An 18,455-nucleotide genomic window follows, 5' to 3' on the forward strand; every position below is an offset into this window, starting at 1 on the left:
AAACAAGAAGAGAAAACAAATGAAAAAGCAATCGGCAGAATGCACAGATATCAACAGATCAGAGCTTTCAGCAGGTTGCTTTTTTTGGCGGATAGCGGTAAGATAACAAAGACTTGACTTAAACGCGGATCGTTTTTATCCGCCTGAAATGCAGACATAGGAAAACATACGGAGGAATATCTTTGGCAAAAAAACGAAAACCCAAAATGGAGCTCCGGTATTACAAAATGCCGGAAGGGAGTCCGATTCTTGCATTGCTTGGTCAGAAATGGATCCAGAATTACGGAAACGATATCGATTATCTTCATTTTCATAATTATCTGGAGATTGGTTTCTGCTATGAAGGTCAGGGGTTCTTGATTCTTGGAGAAGATAAGGTACGGTTTCATGACCGGGAATTTACAGTGATCCCGCCCAATTATCCCCATACCACAAACAGCGACATTGGAACTGTCAGTCGGTGGGAGTATCTTTTTATTGACGTGGAAGGATTTTTGAATAAATTTATTGACAATTCCGTGAAAAAGGAAAAGATCGTTCAGCGTATCAACTCCAGAGCACTTTTTCTGAATGAAAAAGAAAACCGTTCCATGGCGGATAAGATCCTGAAGATCCTAGATATCATGCGGAATGGAGAAGAGTTTTATCTGGAAGAAGCCAAGGGGATCCTGGCATCGCTTCTTGTGGAGATTGCAAGGATCAACCGGGATTCGGGGGAAGAGCGCTACAGTGAGGGAAGAGGAAAAGTCATGGATATGATCTCCAAATTCCAGGATTATATTTCCGATCATTACATGGAGGATCTTCGGATCGATGAGCTGGCAGAATACTGTCACATCAGTGAAACCCATCTGCGACGGATCTTTACGACCTACATGAAGATGAGTCCGCTGGAATACATCAATACCATCCGGATCCAGGCGGCCTGTGATTATCTGAAAAAGACGGATCAGCCCATTGCGGATGTGGCACATAAGTGCGGCTTTACCACTAATTCCACTTTTAACCGGAACTTTCGCCAGGTTATGGGGATGACACCTCTGGAGTGGAGAAAACGGCCAGAAAATTATGAACAGCAGCTTCTTAAGTTTGATATCCATTCAGAGGAAGGCTGGTAGAACAAAAAAACAGATCTGTGGATCTGGCACAACAGAAAAAATACAGGGTAGTGTGTCGGATCAGACAGATGGAAAGAGGGAAAAATGTACGACTACAGGATCGTGGAGCAGGTCTCCCGAAAAAAGAAACATATGTCAGGAGCTCTCAGAAAAGTAATGGTGATCTTTGCGGTACTTTTTGTACTGATGGGAATCACCATCTCCCAGGCATTTATGCTCCCGGGATTTCTTCTGGCGCTGCTTTATTTTGTATATGATATCTTCAGCCAGAGAGATTATGAATATACCATGGAGAATGGCCAGCTGACCATTGATGTGATCTATGGCAAAAAATACCGGAAAACAGCACATGTGCTGAACCTTGAGGAGATGGAAGTGACCGCACCTCACTATCACGAAAAAGTGGCAAAATACAAAAAGAATTCCGGTACAGAGAAACTGAAAAAATACGATTATACCTCCTATGAGGATGATGTGCCATACTATACCATGATCATCCGGGAAGACGGGCGGAAAATAAAACTTCTTCTGGATCTGACAGAGGAGATGTTACATACGATGAAAACACAGTTTCCGGAAAAGGTCTATTTTGCATAATATGTTAAAATGTTTGTGAAATATGTATAAAAAATAACGTAGAATTTTATGAAATAGAAACAAAAACCTTCTTTTTTGGCGAAAAATATTCGCAGAATGTCGAAAAAGAAGGTTTTTCTTTGCCATGATGACCAATGAGAAAAATGAAAAACACTCAAAATGCATAAAAAAGCAGGTGCCTGAATCATGAAATAGTGCAAAAACAATAAAATGGTTGAAATTGCACATTATATGAACGGTTCTGCAAACTATGGCCGGAATACGGATGCTATAATCCATTCATAAGCAAACGGGAAATGCTTAATAAAGGAGGAAAAGTAAATGAAGAAAAAATTACTCGCAGTATTAATGACAGGCATTATGGCAATGTCTTTCGCTGCAACAACTACAGCAGTATATGCAAAAGGTGACGATGACAATACACTGACCGTATGGGCATGGGACCAGAACTTTAACATCAAGGCTATGAACATTGCAGGTGAGCAGTATGCAAAGGATCATGAAGGATTTAAAGTAGATGTAGTTGAGACATCTTCCGATGACTGCCAGACGAAACTTACAACAGCTGCAAACGCCGGAGATTACAGCACACTTCCGGACATCGTTCTGATGCAGGACAACAGCTACCAGAAATATCTGAAGAGCTATCCGGACGCTTTCACAGATCTGAAAGACATGGACATCAACTGGGATGACTTTGGAAAACTGAAACAGTCCTACTCCATGGTAGATGATACACATTACGGTGTTCCATTTGATAATGGTGCAACAATCGCCTGCTACCGTACCGATATCCTGGAAGAGGCAGGATACACCATCGATGACCTTACAGATATCACATGGAGTAAATTCGAGGAGATCGGTAAAGATGTTCATGAGAAAACCGGTAAATACCTCCTTACAAGTGAGGCAACAGGCGGCGATACTCTGATGATGATGATCCAGTCCTGTGGAGCAAACTTCGTAAATGAGGATGGAGAAGCTTACATTGTAGGAAATGATGTAGCTGAGAAATGTGTAGATCTTTATGTAGACCTTGTAAAGAACGATGTTGTTAAATTAGTAAACAACTGGGATGAGTACATCTCCACAATCACAAGCGGTGAGGCAGCAGGTATCGTTAACGGTAACTGGATCACAGCTACACTGATGGGAACAGAGGATCAGAAGGGTCTGTGGCAGATCACAACAATGCCGAAAGTTGACGGTGTTGACACAGCTACAAACTATGCGAACAACGGTGGTTCTTCCTGGTATATCACATCCAACTGCAAGAACGTAGAGCTTGCTGAGGACTTCCTTGCAAGCACATTTGGTTCCAGTACAGATTTCTATGATGCGATCCTTACGGAAACAGGAGCAATCTCCTGCTACCTGCCAGCTGGTGAGTCTGACGTTTACAACGAGCCAAGCGAGTTCTTCAACAACCAGCCAATCTTCTCAACAATTGTAGAGTACTCTTCACACATTCCGGAATTCACAAAGACTCCGTATCACTATGAGGCAAGAGAGTGCATCAACACAGCAGTTGTTAATATCGTAAACGGCGCAGACAAAGAGTCTGCACTTCAGGAAGCACAGGATACACTGGCATTCAAGATGACAGAGTAAAATCTGAAGGCTGCATTCTGAAATGAATAAGTAAATACGAAGCAGGGGACTGCATGCAGTCCTCTGTCTTATGTAAAGGCTTAAGAGGTTTGAAAGGAGGAGTTCCTGTGAATTCCAAAAAAAGTGGCATGTCTCTGGTAGCGAAACAGAGAGCGGCAGGCTGGATCTTTCTGGCACCTGCAACCATCATGATCGCTGTCATGAGTTTTTATCCGATGATCCGTGCATTTATCATTTCTTTACAGACAGGTGCCGGAGCAAACATGAGGTTTGCGGACCCGATCTTCAGTAACTACAAACGTATCATGATGGATAAAGTATTTCAGCAGTCCATCGTCAACACATTTTTATATCTTATTATTCAGGTACCGATCATGCTGATCCTTGCGATCCTGCTTGCACAGCTTCTGAATAACAAAGATCTGAAATTCAAAGGATTTTTCCGTACATGTGTATTCCTTCCATGTGCGACATCTCTGGTATCTTATTCTCTGATCTTCCGTTCCATGTTTGCAACAGACGGTCTGATCAACAGTATCCTGATCAAACTTGGAATTTTAACAACCGGTTATAACTTCCTTGGAAACTCCACAAGTGCAAAGATTGTTATTATCATCGCGCTGATCTGGAGATGGACTGGATATAACATGGTATTTTATCTTGCAGGACTTCAGAATATTGAATATTCTGTATACGAGGCAGCAAAGATCGATGGTGCCAACGGCTGGAAGACTTTCTGGAAAATTACCGTACCACTTCTGAAACCGACAATTATCATGACATTTATCATGTCAATCAATGGTACACTGCAGTTGTTCGACGAGTCTGTCAACCTGACAAAAGGTGGCCCGGCGAACACTACCATCACAATGTCCCATTATGTTTATAATACATGCTTTATCAATGTGCCAAACTTCGGATATGCGGCAGCAATGTCATTTATCATATTTATCATGGTAGCGATCCTGGCATTTATCAACTTGAAAGTAGGTGATACACGTGACTGAGAAAAAGAACAAATCTGCAATTCAGAGAAGATTGATCCCTACATATATTTTTCTGATCATCGTATCATTTATCTCTGTATTTCCGCTGTACTGGATGATCTCTGCGGCAACCAATACATCCACCGATGTATCAAGAGGCCGTATTCTTCCGGGTACATATTTTATGCAGAACTTTAAAAACCTGACTGCACAGCAGCCGCTGTGGAGAGCTCTTGGAAACTCTCTGTTTTATGCAGTTCTTACTACAGTGATCTGCCTTCTGATCTGTTCTATCGCAGGTTATGGCTTTGAGGTATATCATGACAGATGGAAAGACAGACTGTTTTCCATCCTGCTTCTTGCCATGATGGTTCCGCAGGTTGCAACAATGGTTCCTTTATTTAAGATGTTTTCCAAAGCAGGACTCTTAAATACAGCGGTAGGTTTTATCCTCCCGATCATCTCCACACCATTTATGATCATGATGTTCCGTCAGAATGCCAGAGCATTTCCTATCGATATCATTGAGGCAGCACGTATTGACGGATTAAGCGAGGTAAGGATCTTTTTCCAGATGTTTATCCCGACTATGAAATCTACTTATGCGGCGGCAGCGGTTATCACATTTATGAATGCATGGAATTCCTATCTGTGGCCGAAGGTAATCATGACAGATAACAAGGCGATGACCATGCCGATGTTGATCGCCAATCTGATCACAGGATATGTAACGGATTACGGCATGCTGATGTGTGGTGTATTATTCTGTTCCATTCCGACTATGATCGTATTCTTCGTATTACAGAAACAGTTCGCAGAAGGTATTACCGGAGCTGTTAAATAAGATTCAAATTTAAAAGGATGCTGTCGAAAGCTGTAGGTGTATTGTATAATATGCTTCAAGTGGATCACACAGCATCCTTTTTATAAAGTGTCATAATAAAAAATATAAGGAGAAAGAAAAAATGGCAAAGCAGATCAGATATGACCATTTCCTGCACGGTGGCGATTACAACCCGGAGCAGTGGCTGGACAGACCGGACATTCTGAAAAAAGATATCGAATATTTTAAGAAAGCACATATCAACACGGTTTCCATGGGGATGTTTTCCTGGGCTGTACTGGAGCCGGAAGAAGGGAAATATAACTTTGACTGGCTGGAAGCGGTAATTAACAATCTGTATAAAGAAGGCATTTATACGATCCTTTCCACACCATCCGGAGCCAGACCGAAATGGATGGCAGATAAATACGAGGAAGTTCTCCGTATGGACCCGGATCGGACAAGAAGATTTTTCGGTGGAAGACATAACCACTGTTATACTTCTCCTGTATACCGTGAAAAGATTTTTAATATCAATAAGAAGCTTTCCGAACGCTTCGGAAAACATCCGGCAGTGATCCTGTGGCATATTTCCAATGAATACGGCGGGGAATGTCACTGTCCTCTGTGCCAGGAAAAATTCCGGGAATGGCTGAAAGAGAAATATGGAACCATTGAGAATCTGAATTCCAGCTGGTGCACAACATTCTGGAGCCATACCTACAACAGTTTTGACCAGATCGAAAGCCCGTCACCAAAAGGAGAAAATGCACTTCATGCACTGACTCTGGACTGGAAACGTTTTGTTACAGACAGGACTGTAGATTTCATGAAACATGAGATTTCTGCGATCCGGGCAGGCGGCTCAGATCTTCCTGCGACTGCCAACCTGATGTATGACTACGACGGACTGGATTATAAGAAATTTAAGGATGTTATGGATATCGCATCCTGGGATAATTACCCAAGCTGGCATAAAAAAGACAATTATACCATAGCAGTGGATGGAGCCATGCAGCACGACCTTATGCGAAGCATCAAAAAAGCGCCGTTCCTTCTGATGGAATCCTGTCCTTCCGCAACCAACTGGAAGCCGATCAACAAACTGAAAAAACCGGGAATGCATCTGGCTGCTTCTCTGCAGGCAGTTGCTCATGGTTCCGACAGCGTTCTGTATTTCCAGCTTCGCCAGAGCCAGGGTGCTTCTGAGAAATTCCATGGTGCGGTGATCGATCACTATGGTGGCGATGATACCAGAGTTTTCCGTGAAGTGACTGAGGTAGGAGAGGTACTGGAGCAGATTCAGGAAACTGTGGGAAGTGTGACCAAGTCTCCAGTGGCTGTTCTCTACGACCGGGAAAATGACTGGGCGCTGAAAGATGCTCAGGGACCTCGAAACGAAGATATGCATTACCAGGAAAATGTGCAGAAACAGTATCGTGCACTTCGAAGAAAAGGCTATAATACCGATATCATCAGTATGGAACATGACCTGTCCGGTTACAAGCTGGTTACAGCGCCGATGGCTTATATGTTCTATCATGGATACGCCGAAAAGCTTCGTACTTTTGCGGAAAATGGCGGTACACTGGTGATTTCCTACTGGTCCGGACTTGTAGATGAGACGGATAAATGTTATCTTGAGGGAACTCCTTACGGTCTTATGGAAGCAGCTGGCATCCGCACCGAAGAGATCGACGCACTTTATGACTGGGAAGAAAATACCGGGATCCCGGAAACCGGAAATCATCTCAAACTTACAGAAAGCTATACCTGCAAAAATCTCTGTGAGCTAGCAAAAGTTTCCGATGCGGAAGTGCTGATGCGTTACGGAAAAGATTTTTATCAGGGCTATCCGGTGCTGACTCACAAAAAATATGGAAAAGGCCATGTTTATTATGTGGCAGCCGATATGGAAGCAGCCTTTTATGAGGACTTCCTGGGACGAGCAGCAGAAGAAGCCGGTGTGGAGATGCCGCTTACGTTTATACCGGAAGGAGTTTCTGTGACAACCAGGGAAAATGAAGATACGGAATATCTGTTTATCCAGAATTTCGGGGAGAAAACGGAAACAGTTTCTGTTCCGGAAGGTTACGAAGTCCTTTATGGATCGGACAGTGAAATTATGGCCCCGCTTACTACAAGAATCTTAAAGGGGAAAAAATAATCACAGCAAAAAAGTATAAAGCATATCTGCTTTCGGACGGTATGCTTTTTACTGCTGTCTGGGAAAGAGAAGGTAAGATGACAAAGATACAAAAAGAAGAGATAAAAAAAATCGCGGATCAGTTTGCATTTACCGGGGAACTGATTTCCTGCGCCCCCTGCGGAAGCGGGCATATCAATGGAACCTACATGCTGAGATACCGGATCGGAGAAATGGGCTCCATCAAGGTGATCCTCCAGAAGATCAACAGGGAGATCTTTCAGAAACCGGAAGAACTGATGGAGAACATTGCCGGAGTCACCGGACATCTGAAAAAGAAGGTCATTGAGAAGGGTGGAGATCTGGAACGGGAAGTTCTGAATCTGATTCCCACAAAAGAGGGAAAAGCATATCTGACAGATGAGAACGGAGAGTGCTGGAGAGCCTATATTTTTATTACAGATGCGGTAAGCTATGATCTGGTGGAAAAACCGGAGGATTTTTACGAAAGTGCTGTTGCATTTGGAAAATTTCAGGAAATGCTGGCTGATTATCCGGCAGAGACTCTGCATGAAACCATAAAGGATTTCCATGATACAAAAAAGCGTTTTCAGGCGCTGAAAGATGCCGTGGAAAAGGACTGCTGTCACCGTGCCGCATCGGTAAAAGAAGAAATTGCGTTTGCACTGCAGCATGAAGATCTGGCTGGAATATTTGGAAAACTTCTGGAAAATGGGGAAGTTCCACTTCGGGTAACCCATAACGATACAAAACTGAATAATATCATGATCGATCTGGAAACGGGAAAGGGAATCTGTGTGGTCGATCTGGATACTGTAATGCCAGGACTGGCCATGAATGATTTTGGTGATGCGATCCGGTTCGGAGCCAGCACTGCGCTGGAAGATGAGAAAGATTTAAGTAAAGTCTCCTGTGACATGGAGCTCTACGAGATTTACGTGAAAGGTTTTCTGGAAAGTTGTGGAGACAAGTTAAACGCCAGGGAGATCGAGATGCTTCCTATGGGCGCCAAGGTGATGACCTATGAATGTGGCATCCGTTTTCTTACTGACTATCTGGAAGGAGATCATTATTTTAAAATCGACCGTGAAGACCATAATCTGGACCGCTGTCGTACACAGTTTAAGCTGGTGGCAGATATGGAGCAGAAATGGGAGCAGATGCAGGCAATCGTAAAAAAATATCAGAAATAAAAAACAGGGGATTTTTACAATGGAGGTAAAGATAATGAGCGAGACAAAAGGAAGAGTGACCATCCCGACAGATCTGGATGTGATTCCGGAGACACTGAAAATGCTGGATGAGTGGGGTGCAGATGCCATCCGTGACTGTGACGGAACAGAATTTCCGGCAGAGCTGAAAAATACAGGGGCCAAGATATATGCTACCTATTATACTACCAGAAAGGATAATGCCTGGGCGAAGGCACATCCGGAAGAGATCCAGCAGATGTATATCATGACATCTTTTCACACGGCAGTTTCCGATACTCTGGAGATACACCTGATGGACCATCTGTATCCGGATATGCTTGCTGTCAATACCAGAGATGATATTAAAAGATGGTGGGAAGTTATGGACCGTACCACAGGAGAGGCTGTCGGTACAGAAGAATGGTCCTATGATGAAAAATCCGGAAATGTGGTGATCCGTCCGGCAAAAGAGTTTCATGAGTATACGGTAAGTTTTCTTGCATATATCATGTGGGACCCGGTACATATGTACAATGCTGTTGTCAATGACTGGAAGGATGTAGAGCCTCAGATCACCTTTGATGTGCGCCAGCCTGCAACACGGGCACATTCCCTGGAACGTCTCCGCAGATTTCTGGATTCGCATGATTATGTGAACGTGGTACGATTTACCACATTTTTTCATCAGTTTACGCTGATCTTTGACGAGATGGCAAGAGAAAAATATGTGGACTGGTTTGGATATTCTGCCTCAGTGAGCCCTTATATTCTGGAACAGTTTGAGCGGGAAGTAGGCTATAAATTCCGTCCGGAGTTTATCATTGACCAGGGGTATATGAATAATACCTACCGTATCCCGTCAAAGGAATTTAAAGATTTCCAGGCTTTTCAGAGAAGAGAAGTGGCAAAGCTTGCAAAGGAAATGGTAGATATTGTCCATGAGTATGGAAAAGAAGCCATGATGTTCATGGGCGATCACTGGATCGGCATGGAGCCTTTTATGGATGAGTTTGCATCCATCGGGCTGGATGCAGTAGTGGGAAGTGTGGGAAACGGAGCAACCTTACGCCTGTTCAGTGATATTAAACATGTAAAATATACAGAAGGAAGATTTCTTCCATACTTTTTCCCGGACACCTTCCATGAGGGCGGCGATCCTGTAAAAGAGGCAAAAGTAAACTGGGTGACTGCAAGAAGAGCCATCCTTCGAAGTCCGATCCAGAGGATTGGTTACGGCGGCTATCTGAAGCTGGCTCTGGAATTTCCGGATTTCGTACAGTATATCAAAGAGGTCTGCCAGGAATTCCGCGTGCTCTATGACAACATCCAGGGAACTACACCGTACTGCGTAAAACGTGTGGCAGTTTTAAACTGCTGGGGAAAAATGCGCTCCTGGGGCAATCATATGGTACATCATGCCATCTATTACAAGCAGAATTATTCTTATTTCGGCATCATCGAGGCATTAAGCGGTGCGCCGTTTGATGTTTCCTTTATCAGTTTTGACGACATCCGTGAGGACAAAGAGCTTCTGAATAATTTTGACGTGATCATCAATGTAGGTGATGGGGACACTGCACAGTCCGGCGGCGAGAACTGGGCAGATCCGGTGATCCTTACAGCAGTGCGGAAATTTGTCTATAATGGCGGCGGATTTATCGGTGTCGGCGAACCGGCTGCTCATCAGTGGCAGGGAAAATTCTTTCAGCTGGATGATATCCTGGGAGTAGAGGAAGAAAGAGGATTTAATCTCAATACAGACAAATACAACTGGGAAGAACACAGAGATCATTTTATTCTGGAAGATACAGACGGAACCGTAGATTTCGGCGAGGGCAAAAAGAATATCTTTGCACTGCCGGATACGAAGATCCTGATCCAGAAAGACCAGGAAGTCCAGATGGCGGTGAAAACCTTTGGAAAAGGCCGTGGTGTTTATATCAGCGGACTTCCGTACAGCTTCTGTAACAGCCGTATTCTTTACAGAGCTGTACTCTGGTCAGCGGCAGCGGAAGGCGAACTTCACCGTTGGTTTTCTTCCAATTATAATGTGGAAGTACATGCTTATGTGAAAAATAAGAAATACTGTGTGGTAAACAACACGTATGAGCCACAGGATACCACAGTTTACACAGGGGACGGACAGAGTTTTGACCTTCATCTGGAAGCCAATGAGATCCGCTGGTATCAGATCTGAGAAAAGTGTCGTTCGTGAAGATTCTGTGAAATTTCCTGACGGCGTTGACAGAGGATAAAACCTATAATACAATAAGCCTATCACAATACTAGGAAATAAAAAACTGTTACAGTAGAATCTATGATTTATTGTAACAGTTTTTGTTTTGTTTTAAATGAAAAATGGAATGTGGGAGTCTGATTCAGAAATCTTATGAAAAAGGTGAGGAGAAAAACATTGAAACATGAGAGGGTATATATTGATGGTATGACCTGTATCAACTGTCAGACTAGGATCTGGAATGCACTGAGATCCAGAACCGGGATTACAGATGTCACAGTCAGTTATGAACGGTCACAGGCAGAATTTTACTATGAGCCACAGCAGATCACACTGGATGAGATCCGTAAGCTGATCGAGGATCTGGGATATCAGATGATCCCCGGGGAGAAATTCAGAAGAAAACGTTTCTGTCAGGCGGCAGGAGAAATTTTTGTGATCGCCTTTCTGTTTCTGGTCCTGCAACACTTTGGGATTCTTAACCATCTTGCGCCGGATTCTCTTGCAGAGACAGGAATGGGATATGGAATGCTGTTTGTCATTGGCCTGATCACTTCTGTACATTGTATTGCCATGTGTGGCGGGATCAATCTTTCCCAGACCTTGCAGAAGCAAGAAGCGAACGCAGAGGAAATATCAAGGTCAATGTTTCGGAATACATTTTCCTATAATATGGGACGGGTTGTTTCCTATACTGTGATAGGAGGAGTTCTCGGGGCCGTGGGTGGTCTGGCAGGGATCGGTGACAGTTTACAGACTTCCACCGTGTTTCAGGGATCTCTGAAACTCCTGGCTGGAATTATCATGGTCGTTATGGGGGGAAATATGCTGGGGATTTTTCCGGGACTTCGGAAACTGAGGATTCACATTTCATTTTCTGGTAGGAAATCTTTATGGAAAAAAAGGACACCTTTTCTGGTTGGGCTGTGTAATGGGTTCATGCCCTGTGGACCACTGCAGTCTATGGAGATTGTTGCACTGGCTTCCGGAAGCTGGGCCTCCGGAGCTTTTTCCATGTTCTGTTTCAGTCTGGGAACGGTTCCTCTGATGCTGGGATTTGGTTCGATTTTTTCCGCACTGGGAAAGAAATTTACCAGACAGATCCTAAAAACAGGCGCGATCCTGGTGGTTGTTATGGGGCTGGCTATGATGTCTCAGGGGAGTGCGCTATCAGGTTTTGGTAGCAGGTCCGGCGAAAAGGCGGCAACAGAAGCGGACAATGTGCAGGATAATGATCAGACAGATACGGCAGTGGAAAAAGATGGAGTGCAGTATGTTTCCAGTATATTGCGTTCTGGACGGTATCCGGATATTACTGTGAAGGCAGGGGAACCTGTAAAGTGGGAGATCCAGGTACCGGAGGGCAGCATCAATGGATGTAATTATAAGATGATCCTTCAGGATTTTGGAATGGATCATACTTTCGAGAACGGAGAAAATGTCATCGAATTTATACCGGAAAAAGAAGGCGTCTATACGTATAGCTGCTGGATGGGCATGATCACAGGGACTATTTATGTAACAGGAAAATAAAAACAGAGGAGTAATGTTAAAGATGAAAAAATTTATGATAACAGGTATGGTGTTTCTCACAGCAATGACAGTGCTTGCAGGATGTGGAAATGCAACCGAAACAACAACTACAGAAGAGATTTCCACAGCAGATGAAAATCAGGAAATCAGCGTCAGCTCCGGCGGGAACCTGACCATACCGGTTGACGAACTGACAGAAAATGCAGCTTTTTATTCTGTAAATGTAGATGGCACAGAAATGGAAGTGATGGCAGTAAAGACTTCGGATGGAACCATCCGTACCGCTTTTAATACCTGCCAGATCTGTTATGATTCCGGAAATGGCTATTATAAACAGGAAGGGTGCATATCAGAGTTAATGCAGCATTGACAGGAAAAAGAAAACATCATATAATAAATCCATTCCAAAAGAGGGAAAACAAGGCTGTTACAATAGAAAAATCTATTATAGCAGCTTTTTTACTGCTATTGACAGACAATTTTGCTTACAAAAAGGAGGTCTTTATGAACAAAAAAATCAAAACATTGTTTTCGTATCTGATGATCATTATCGGAGCCATACTGGCCAGCTTTTCCGTTGCCTGTATCCTGCTTCCCAATGATGCCATCGATTACGGAACTGCCGGAATTGCCATTATCATAAGCAAACTCACTGGGTATAATCTGTCGTTGTGTGTACTGATTGTCTTTCTGCCATTTCTGATCGCCGGGATCATTCTTATCGGTAAATATTTCTTTGCAAAAACGTTCGTAGGTTTTGTAATCTACACAATAGGTCTTTCCTACTTTGAAAAAATCCCTTTTGAACTAAATACAGAACATTTTATTGCGGTGGCTTTCGGAGGGGCGATTCTTGGAGCAGGACTTTCTCTGATTCTCCGAAATGGTGGCTGCATTGACGGCTCTGAGATTTTTGCCAATATCATTGTAAAAAAAATCTACAATCATTCGGGCAAAGACTACAGTATTTCCTACATATTAATTGTATTCAATGCCTGTGTATATGGGGCGGTGTTTGTACTTCTTGACAGAGATTCCGCACTTTTAAGTCTTCTGGTGTACATCGTGGCAACTTCCATCATCGATCATTTCACAGATCATTTTGAGGCATTGAAACAGGTGACCATCATCACAAAAGATCCAGATTCAATCATCTGCGATATTAAAGAAGAACTGAATAAAACCTGTACTATTATCAATTCTTCCGGTGTGAACGCGGGGGAAAATAAAACATTGATCTGTTATGTGAATTACTTTGAACTGCAGAAAGTGAAAGAGATTATTTCCAGGAATAAAGGATCTTTCAGTACTGTTTCAACTATTGATGAGATCCTGCGATAAGGCTTTACAATAAAAGATGGGTTTTTCTCCGAAAAAATGTTATCCTGTATAAGGATGAGGAAAAAACAAAGGAGAAGAATTATGAATCTATCAGAAAAATACGAATTTCGTTCCATACGTAAGGATGAGGCAGATCAGGCGACAGAGATCGAGCAGATCTGTTTCCCTCCGGCAGAGACAATCAGCAGAAAGGATATTATAGACCGGGTGGAAAAAATCCCGGAACTGTTTTTTGTGGCAGAAGACCGGGAAACAGGGAAGCTGGCAGGATATCTTACAGGTCTTGCAACGGATGAAGAAGTTTTTCAGGATAAGTTTTTTACAGATGCAGACTTAAGTATGCCGAATGGCAAGAACAATATGCTTCTTGGCCTGGAAGTTCTTCCGGAACATCGCGGACAGGGGATTGCCAGGGAATTGATGATGCGTTATCTTGCCAGAGAGCAGGAACGGGGGAGAAAGAAAGCGATCCTCACCTGCGTGGATGGGAAAGTCGGAATGTATGAAAGGATGGGATTTGAATATACAGGAATTTCCGCTTCTGTTTTGGGAAATGTAAAATGGAATGAGATGGAATATATATTCCAATGCCTTTGAAAAAGATGTACAGCTGATCAAAAGTGCGGGAATGAATGAGCGCATATCCAAGCCTCTTGATACAACGAGGCTTTGGATGTGCTGTGGAAGTGGATCTAAAGTCTGTTCGCTTAAAGAGTGAAGATTCTGTGAAATCAGCATTCATTATTGAAAGAAGAAATCTGCTTCACAGAATCTCTTAAAATTAATTTTGTACCAATCCGGAGTTTGCGTGAGCGCAGCTCCGGAATTTCTTTTTCCCGGTTGCTGATCATACGCAGAAGTTCATCGACTGTTTCCACAGAGATGGCATGCTTGGAAACATCTACAGAAGTCAGAGGAGGAACGGTAACCTGACAGGCTGGGCGGTCGTTGAATCCTACCAGGGAAATTTCCTCTGGAACCTGATATCCCTGTTCTGTCAGTGCGCGCAGAACTCCTACGGTGATGGTATCGTCATCTGTCACAAAAGCAGTTGGCAGGGAAGCGTGTGACCGGTCAAAGGATTCCAGATATTCCCGCATATCCCGGTAGCTGCTTTCTTCTGTATAATGAAGGGTAATAATATCTTTTTCATCAAGATTCAGACCAAAATGCTCCATGGCTGCCCGGTATCCGTTCTCACGTTCCACAAAACTGTTGATCCGGATGTTACATTTCAGATAACCGATTCTTTTGTGTCCCATTTTGACGAGGTGTTCAATTGCCTGAAAAGAGCCCATCTGATTATTGATGGCAACAGTATTGCAGGAAAGCCTGGAAAAATCATTATCCATTGCAACAAACGGATAGGGAAGCTTCTGAAAAAGAGCAATATCTTCATCCTGCATTTCTGTGGCAAAGATAATGGCCCCCTGACAGTTCAGGGTATTCAGATAAGAAAGCTGCGGGGCCAGTTCCCGACGTTTGTCTACCGTGCAGAGAATGATATTGTAACCAAAAGAACGGGCATGGTTTTCTATATTTTCCATTAAAAGAAGAAAAAAAGGATGCAGATCCAGAATTTCTCCGTGGCGTTTGTAAATAATAAAAGCCAGATTTGTTCCGGCGGGAGCGGATACTTTTTTGATCAGATTTCCGTAGCCCATTTCTTTCAGCTGGGAGAGTACTTTGGTACGGGTGGCGTCGGACACGCCAGGTTTATGGTTGATGATCAGTGAAAGTGCTGCCGGTGAAATTCCCAGTTTTTGAGCAATTTCTTTATTTGTCATATCAAAAATCCTCCTTTGGAGTGCAATACATCGTTTATTATTGTAAATTATATAGTAGTTCATAAAGAAAGTCAATTGTTTAGTGAAGCGTTTAGATAAATATTTAGCGCTTATAAACAAAATATTTAGTACAGTTTTAAAAGATTAAGTGTGAATTTCAGTTTTTGCGCCAGACGGTGAAAAACAGAATATTGGATGAAAAAATAAAGGCAGAAAGAGTGGTATTGTGATAAAATAGAAAAAAGATCCTTCGAAAACAGAATATAATAATCAGAAAGGGGTAGATACTATGGCAAAAGCAGAAAAGCAGACACTGAAACTGGAAATAGAAAAACCGCAGTACATTACGGTAAGTGATGTAACCTATGCACAGGTGGACTCCTGGTTTGGTCATTGCAGAAGAGACCTGAAATTAGATATTATCTATCCGGAAGCGCAGGATGGAGCCACATATCCGTGCATACTCTGGATCTGTGGCGGAGCGTGGCTGATGATGGATAAATCAGCCCATAATCTTTATCTGAGCAGACTGGCTGGCAGCGGTTTTGTAGTAGCAAGTGTGGAGTACCGTACTTCTAATCAGGGGCCGTATCCAATGCCTCTGCAGGATGTAAAAGCAGCAATCCGCTATCTGAAAGCGCACGCGGACCGGTTCCGTATCAATAAAGAAAAAATGGGAGTTATGGGAGAATCTGCCGGAGGATATCTTGCCTGTATGGCTGCACTGGACAATGATCCGTCTCTGGATGTAGGAGAATATCTGGAAGAATCCAGCAAAGTACAGGCCGCCTGCCCCTGGTATCCGCCTACGGATCTTTCTGCATTTCCGTGTGAATCCGCAGAACAATGTGCTTCTTCCGCAGAGTCTCTTCTTCTGGGCTTTAATTCCAAGCGAAACAGGGAAAAGGCGTATAACTGCAGTCCGGTATCCAAAGTAACAAAAGATGCACCGCCATTTCTGATCATCCATGGAAACTGTGACCGGACAGTGCCGTATGTACAGTCAAAAACATTATATAATCTACTGGAAGCGCAGGACTGTGATGTAACCTTGCTGACGTTGGACGGGGCAGATCATGCGGATCTTCAGTTTTTCCAGGATGAGACATGGAAACGGATTATTGATTTTTTCAGAAGAAAATTAAAATAAAACAGAAAACAGGGGATTTTTGGGGCATGGCTCTGACGATATTAAGATAAGAAAGGAAGCGGAAACGATGTATCAGAAATTAATGACATGTCTGGAAAGTGTAAGAAAGAAAACGGATTTCAAACCGGAAGTTGCACTGGTTCTTGGATCTGGACTTGGTGATTTTGCAGAGCGGATCCAGATCGAACAGATCATTAAATATACAGATATCGAAGGATTTCCGGTATCTACAGTAAAAGGACATAAGGGACGCTTTGTATTCGGTTATGTAGAAAAAACACCGGTTGTGATCATGCAGGGTCGGGTTCATTATTATGAAGGATATCCAATGTCTGACGTAGTTCTTCCGACACGCCTGATGGGGCTGCTTGGGGCAAAAAAACTGCTTCTTACCAATGCAGCCGGAGGTGCCAACCCATCCTTCCATCCCGGCGATCTTATGATGATTACAGATCATATTACAACTGCAGTTCCAAGTCCTTTGATTGGACCCAATATTGATGAGCTTGGAACCAGATTTCCGGATATGAGTGAAGTATACAGTCTCCGCCTTCAGGATGTGATCCGTAAATGTGCGGTGGAATGTGGCATTGAACTTCAGAAAGGTGTTTATGTGCAGTTTACAGGCCCTAACTATGAGACACCGGCAGAGATAAGACTTGCTCAGCGATGGGGTGGAGATGCGGTTGGAATGAGTACAGCATGTGAAGCCATGGCTGCCCGCCATATGGGAATGGAAGTCTGCGGAATTTCCTGCATTACAAATATGGCAGCAGGGATTTCCAAGGAAGCTCTGAATCATGAAGAAGTGCAGGAGACGGCAGACCGCGTGGCAAAATCTTTCCAGAAACTGGTTGAAAAAGTTGTTGTAAATATGTGATCCTGAAAAACTAAAATAAGAAAAGAGAAACACAAATGATAACATTAAACGATTATCTGTATTCCGGAGATACTCTTCTTCGGATACTGAAAAAATATATCCGGGATCTTAGGACAGAGGCAAAGGAAAAACATAACGAAATCGATCTGGTACACTGCAATTTTCTGATCCAGATCCAGGAACTTCTGGAACATAATGATTTCCTTACTGCCCAGTCCCAGAAAATCCGGGAATTCTATAAATATATGGCCGGGGAATATCCGTTTCTGGCATTTACCTTCAAGGGGAGAATTAAATCTCTGATCCGCGCAGAAGAAAAATTTAATGGATATGTGGTGGAGTTTATCTATGATTATTATAAAGAACATGGAGAATATCCTTCTGTATCTAAGATCAAGGAGCGCTTAAGCTGTTTTCGGGATTTTATCGCTTACCGGATCGTTATCGCCATGCCCAGGTGTCATCTAAAAAATGGCGAAAATGCCAGAGAGGAAGAATTGCGTTATCTCTATGAGATTGCAAATGTGCTCCCGGGTTTTCTGGAAGAAAGAGGATTTACCGCAGAGCCGGCCAGAGGCGTGCAGGAAAGCACTTCTCCATTGCTCAGCGAGGAAGCCAAACCTTACTATCGGGATTATATCTGCAACAACAGTGAGGATGATTATCAGTCTCTGCATATTACCTTTTATGATAACAGTTCCAGAAGCTATATGGAAGTACAGTTGCGGACCAAAGACATGGATGATGTGGCAGAGATCGGCTCTGCCAATCACTTAAGCTATGAGAAAAAACAGGAAAGTGAGCGCAGGCGAAGAGATGCGATCCCTCATGGCGAATGTATTTATTTTGACGAGGCTTATGAACGTGGGATGAGACTTCTGGGTCTGGATCTTGCAAAATTGGATGTCAATATGTTCGGGGCGGTAAACAACAGCCTGATCAATGACGGCTGTGGACTGTTCCGCGGAAGAATGATTCTTCCCTATGAGCATCTTTCCCGTTTTCAGAATGATATCATTGACTGAGGGAGGAT

Annotated in this window: 16 protein-coding genes; 15 read left to right on the forward strand and 1 reads right to left on the reverse strand. The window is 43.2% G+C overall.

The features are described 5' to 3' along the window. Nucleotides 1-182: 182 nt before the first annotated feature. The 12 genes from G5B06_RS11230 to G5B06_RS11285 all read left to right on the forward strand — a co-directional run bounded on the left by G5B06_RS11230 (nt 183) and on the right by G5B06_RS11285 (nt 14,202). Nucleotides 183-1,118 (forward strand): AraC family transcriptional regulator, encoded by a 936-nt coding sequence (locus tag G5B06_RS11230; RefSeq protein ID WP_243874509.1) that lies wholly within the window; start codon nt 183-185, stop codon nt 1,116-1,118. An 84-nt stretch (nt 1,119-1,202) separates the two neighbouring features. After that, nucleotides 1,203-1,715 (forward strand): hypothetical protein, encoded by a 513-nt coding sequence (locus tag G5B06_RS11235; RefSeq protein ID WP_148446768.1) that lies wholly within the window; start codon nt 1,203-1,205, stop codon nt 1,713-1,715. A gap of 321 nt (nt 1,716-2,036) precedes the next feature. After that, complete coding sequence (locus tag G5B06_RS11240) at nt 2,037-3,326, forward strand: ABC transporter substrate-binding protein (protein WP_173772065.1); 1,290 nt, start codon at nt 2,037-2,039, stop codon at nt 3,324-3,326. Between the two features lie 107 nt (nt 3,327-3,433). After that, nucleotides 3,434-4,333 (forward strand): carbohydrate ABC transporter permease, encoded by a 900-nt coding sequence (locus G5B06_RS11245; protein WP_118071565.1) that lies wholly within the window; start codon nt 3,434-3,436, stop codon nt 4,331-4,333. Then, entirely contained in the window at nt 4,326-5,156 is an 831-nt protein-coding gene (locus G5B06_RS11250) for a carbohydrate ABC transporter permease (RefSeq protein WP_173723223.1), read from the forward strand. Before G5B06_RS11245 ends, G5B06_RS11250 begins: the two co-directional genes overlap by 8 nt. 121 nt (nt 5,157-5,277) lie before the next feature. Continuing rightward, complete coding sequence (locus tag G5B06_RS11255; protein ID WP_173772066.1) at nt 5,278-7,302, forward strand: beta-galactosidase; 2,025 nt, start codon at nt 5,278-5,280, stop codon at nt 7,300-7,302. A gap of 77 nt (nt 7,303-7,379) precedes the next feature. Next, nucleotides 7,380-8,495, forward strand: a complete 1,116-nt coding sequence (locus G5B06_RS11260; protein ID WP_118064697.1) for a phosphotransferase enzyme family protein — start codon at nt 7,380-7,382, stop codon at nt 8,493-8,495. A gap of 34 nt (nt 8,496-8,529) precedes the next feature. Next, nucleotides 8,530-10,692, forward strand: coding sequence for a 1,3-beta-galactosyl-N-acetylhexosamine phosphorylase (gene gnpA, locus G5B06_RS11265; protein WP_173772067.1), 2,163 nt, complete (start codon nt 8,530-8,532; stop codon nt 10,690-10,692). A gap of 216 nt (nt 10,693-10,908) precedes the next feature. Then, nucleotides 10,909-12,264, forward strand: coding sequence for a sulfite exporter TauE/SafE family protein (locus G5B06_RS11270; protein ID WP_173761910.1), 1,356 nt, complete (start codon nt 10,909-10,911; stop codon nt 12,262-12,264). A gap of 22 nt (nt 12,265-12,286) precedes the next feature. Beyond that, the gene (locus G5B06_RS11275; protein WP_173761911.1) at nt 12,287-12,634 is read left to right on the forward strand and encodes a Fe-S-containing protein; all 348 of its coding nucleotides are present in this window, start codon (nt 12,287-12,289) and stop codon (nt 12,632-12,634) included. A gap of 134 nt (nt 12,635-12,768) precedes the next feature. After that, nucleotides 12,769-13,605 (forward strand): YitT family protein, encoded by an 837-nt coding sequence (locus tag G5B06_RS11280; RefSeq protein WP_173772068.1) that lies wholly within the window; start codon nt 12,769-12,771, stop codon nt 13,603-13,605. Nucleotides 13,606-13,686: 81 nt separating this feature from the next. After that, the gene (locus G5B06_RS11285) at nt 13,687-14,202 is read left to right on the forward strand and encodes a GNAT family N-acetyltransferase (protein WP_244094552.1); all 516 of its coding nucleotides are present in this window, start codon (nt 13,687-13,689) and stop codon (nt 14,200-14,202) included. A gap of 134 nt (nt 14,203-14,336) precedes the next feature. On the opposite strand, the gene G5B06_RS11290 is transcribed toward G5B06_RS11285, so the two are convergent. Next, complete coding sequence (locus G5B06_RS11290) at nt 14,337-15,392, reverse strand: LacI family DNA-binding transcriptional regulator (RefSeq protein WP_173761914.1); 1,056 nt, start codon at nt 15,390-15,392, stop codon at nt 14,337-14,339. Nucleotides 15,393-15,681: 289 nt separating this feature from the next. Between G5B06_RS11290 and G5B06_RS11295 the strand changes: the two genes are divergently transcribed. The 3 genes from G5B06_RS11295 (at nt 15,682) to G5B06_RS11305 (ending at nt 18,447) form a co-directional block, all read left to right on the forward strand. Further along, the gene (locus G5B06_RS11295; RefSeq protein ID WP_173761915.1) at nt 15,682-16,542 is read left to right on the forward strand and encodes an alpha/beta hydrolase; all 861 of its coding nucleotides are present in this window, start codon (nt 15,682-15,684) and stop codon (nt 16,540-16,542) included. A 67-nt stretch (nt 16,543-16,609) separates the two neighbouring features. Next, entirely contained in the window at nt 16,610-17,422 is an 813-nt protein-coding gene (locus G5B06_RS11300; RefSeq protein ID WP_173761916.1) for a purine-nucleoside phosphorylase, read from the forward strand. 35 nt (nt 17,423-17,457) lie between these two features. Continuing rightward, nucleotides 17,458-18,447, forward strand: a complete 990-nt coding sequence (locus tag G5B06_RS11305; protein WP_148446755.1) for a guanosine polyphosphate pyrophosphohydrolase — start codon at nt 17,458-17,460, stop codon at nt 18,445-18,447. The last annotated feature ends 8 nt before the right edge of the window (nt 18,448-18,455 follow it).

It is taken from the genome of Blautia luti, assembly GCF_013304735.1.
Classification (GTDB): domain Bacteria; phylum Bacillota; class Clostridia; order Lachnospirales; family Lachnospiraceae; genus Blautia_A.

Coding starts and splice junctions, on each gene's coding strand:
- G5B06_RS11240 (WP_173772065.1), top strand. CDS start 2,037: ATGAAGAAAAAATTACTCGCAGTATTAATGACAGGCATTATGGCAATG.
- gnpA (WP_173772067.1), top strand. CDS start 8,530: ATGAGCGAGACAAAAGGAAGAGTGACCATCCCGACAGATCTGGATGTG.
- G5B06_RS11235 (WP_148446768.1), top strand. CDS start 1,203: ATGTACGACTACAGGATCGTGGAGCAGGTCTCCCGAAAAAAGAAACAT.
- G5B06_RS11285 (WP_244094552.1), top strand. CDS start 13,687: ATGAATCTATCAGAAAAATACGAATTTCGTTCCATACGTAAGGATGAG.
- G5B06_RS11260 (WP_118064697.1), top strand. CDS start 7,380: ATGACAAAGATACAAAAAGAAGAGATAAAAAAAATCGCGGATCAGTTT.
- G5B06_RS11275 (WP_173761911.1), top strand. CDS start 12,287: ATGAAAAAATTTATGATAACAGGTATGGTGTTTCTCACAGCAATGACA.
- G5B06_RS11290 (WP_173761914.1), bottom strand. CDS start 15,392: ATGACAAATAAAGAAATTGCTCAAAAACTGGGAATTTCACCGGCAGCA.
- G5B06_RS11300 (WP_173761916.1), top strand. CDS start 16,610: ATGTATCAGAAATTAATGACATGTCTGGAAAGTGTAAGAAAGAAAACG.
- G5B06_RS11305 (WP_148446755.1), top strand. CDS start 17,458: ATGATAACATTAAACGATTATCTGTATTCCGGAGATACTCTTCTTCGG.
- G5B06_RS11295 (WP_173761915.1), top strand. CDS start 15,682: ATGGCAAAAGCAGAAAAGCAGACACTGAAACTGGAAATAGAAAAACCG.
- G5B06_RS11280 (WP_173772068.1), top strand. CDS start 12,769: ATGAACAAAAAAATCAAAACATTGTTTTCGTATCTGATGATCATTATC.
- G5B06_RS11255 (WP_173772066.1), top strand. CDS start 5,278: ATGGCAAAGCAGATCAGATATGACCATTTCCTGCACGGTGGCGATTAC.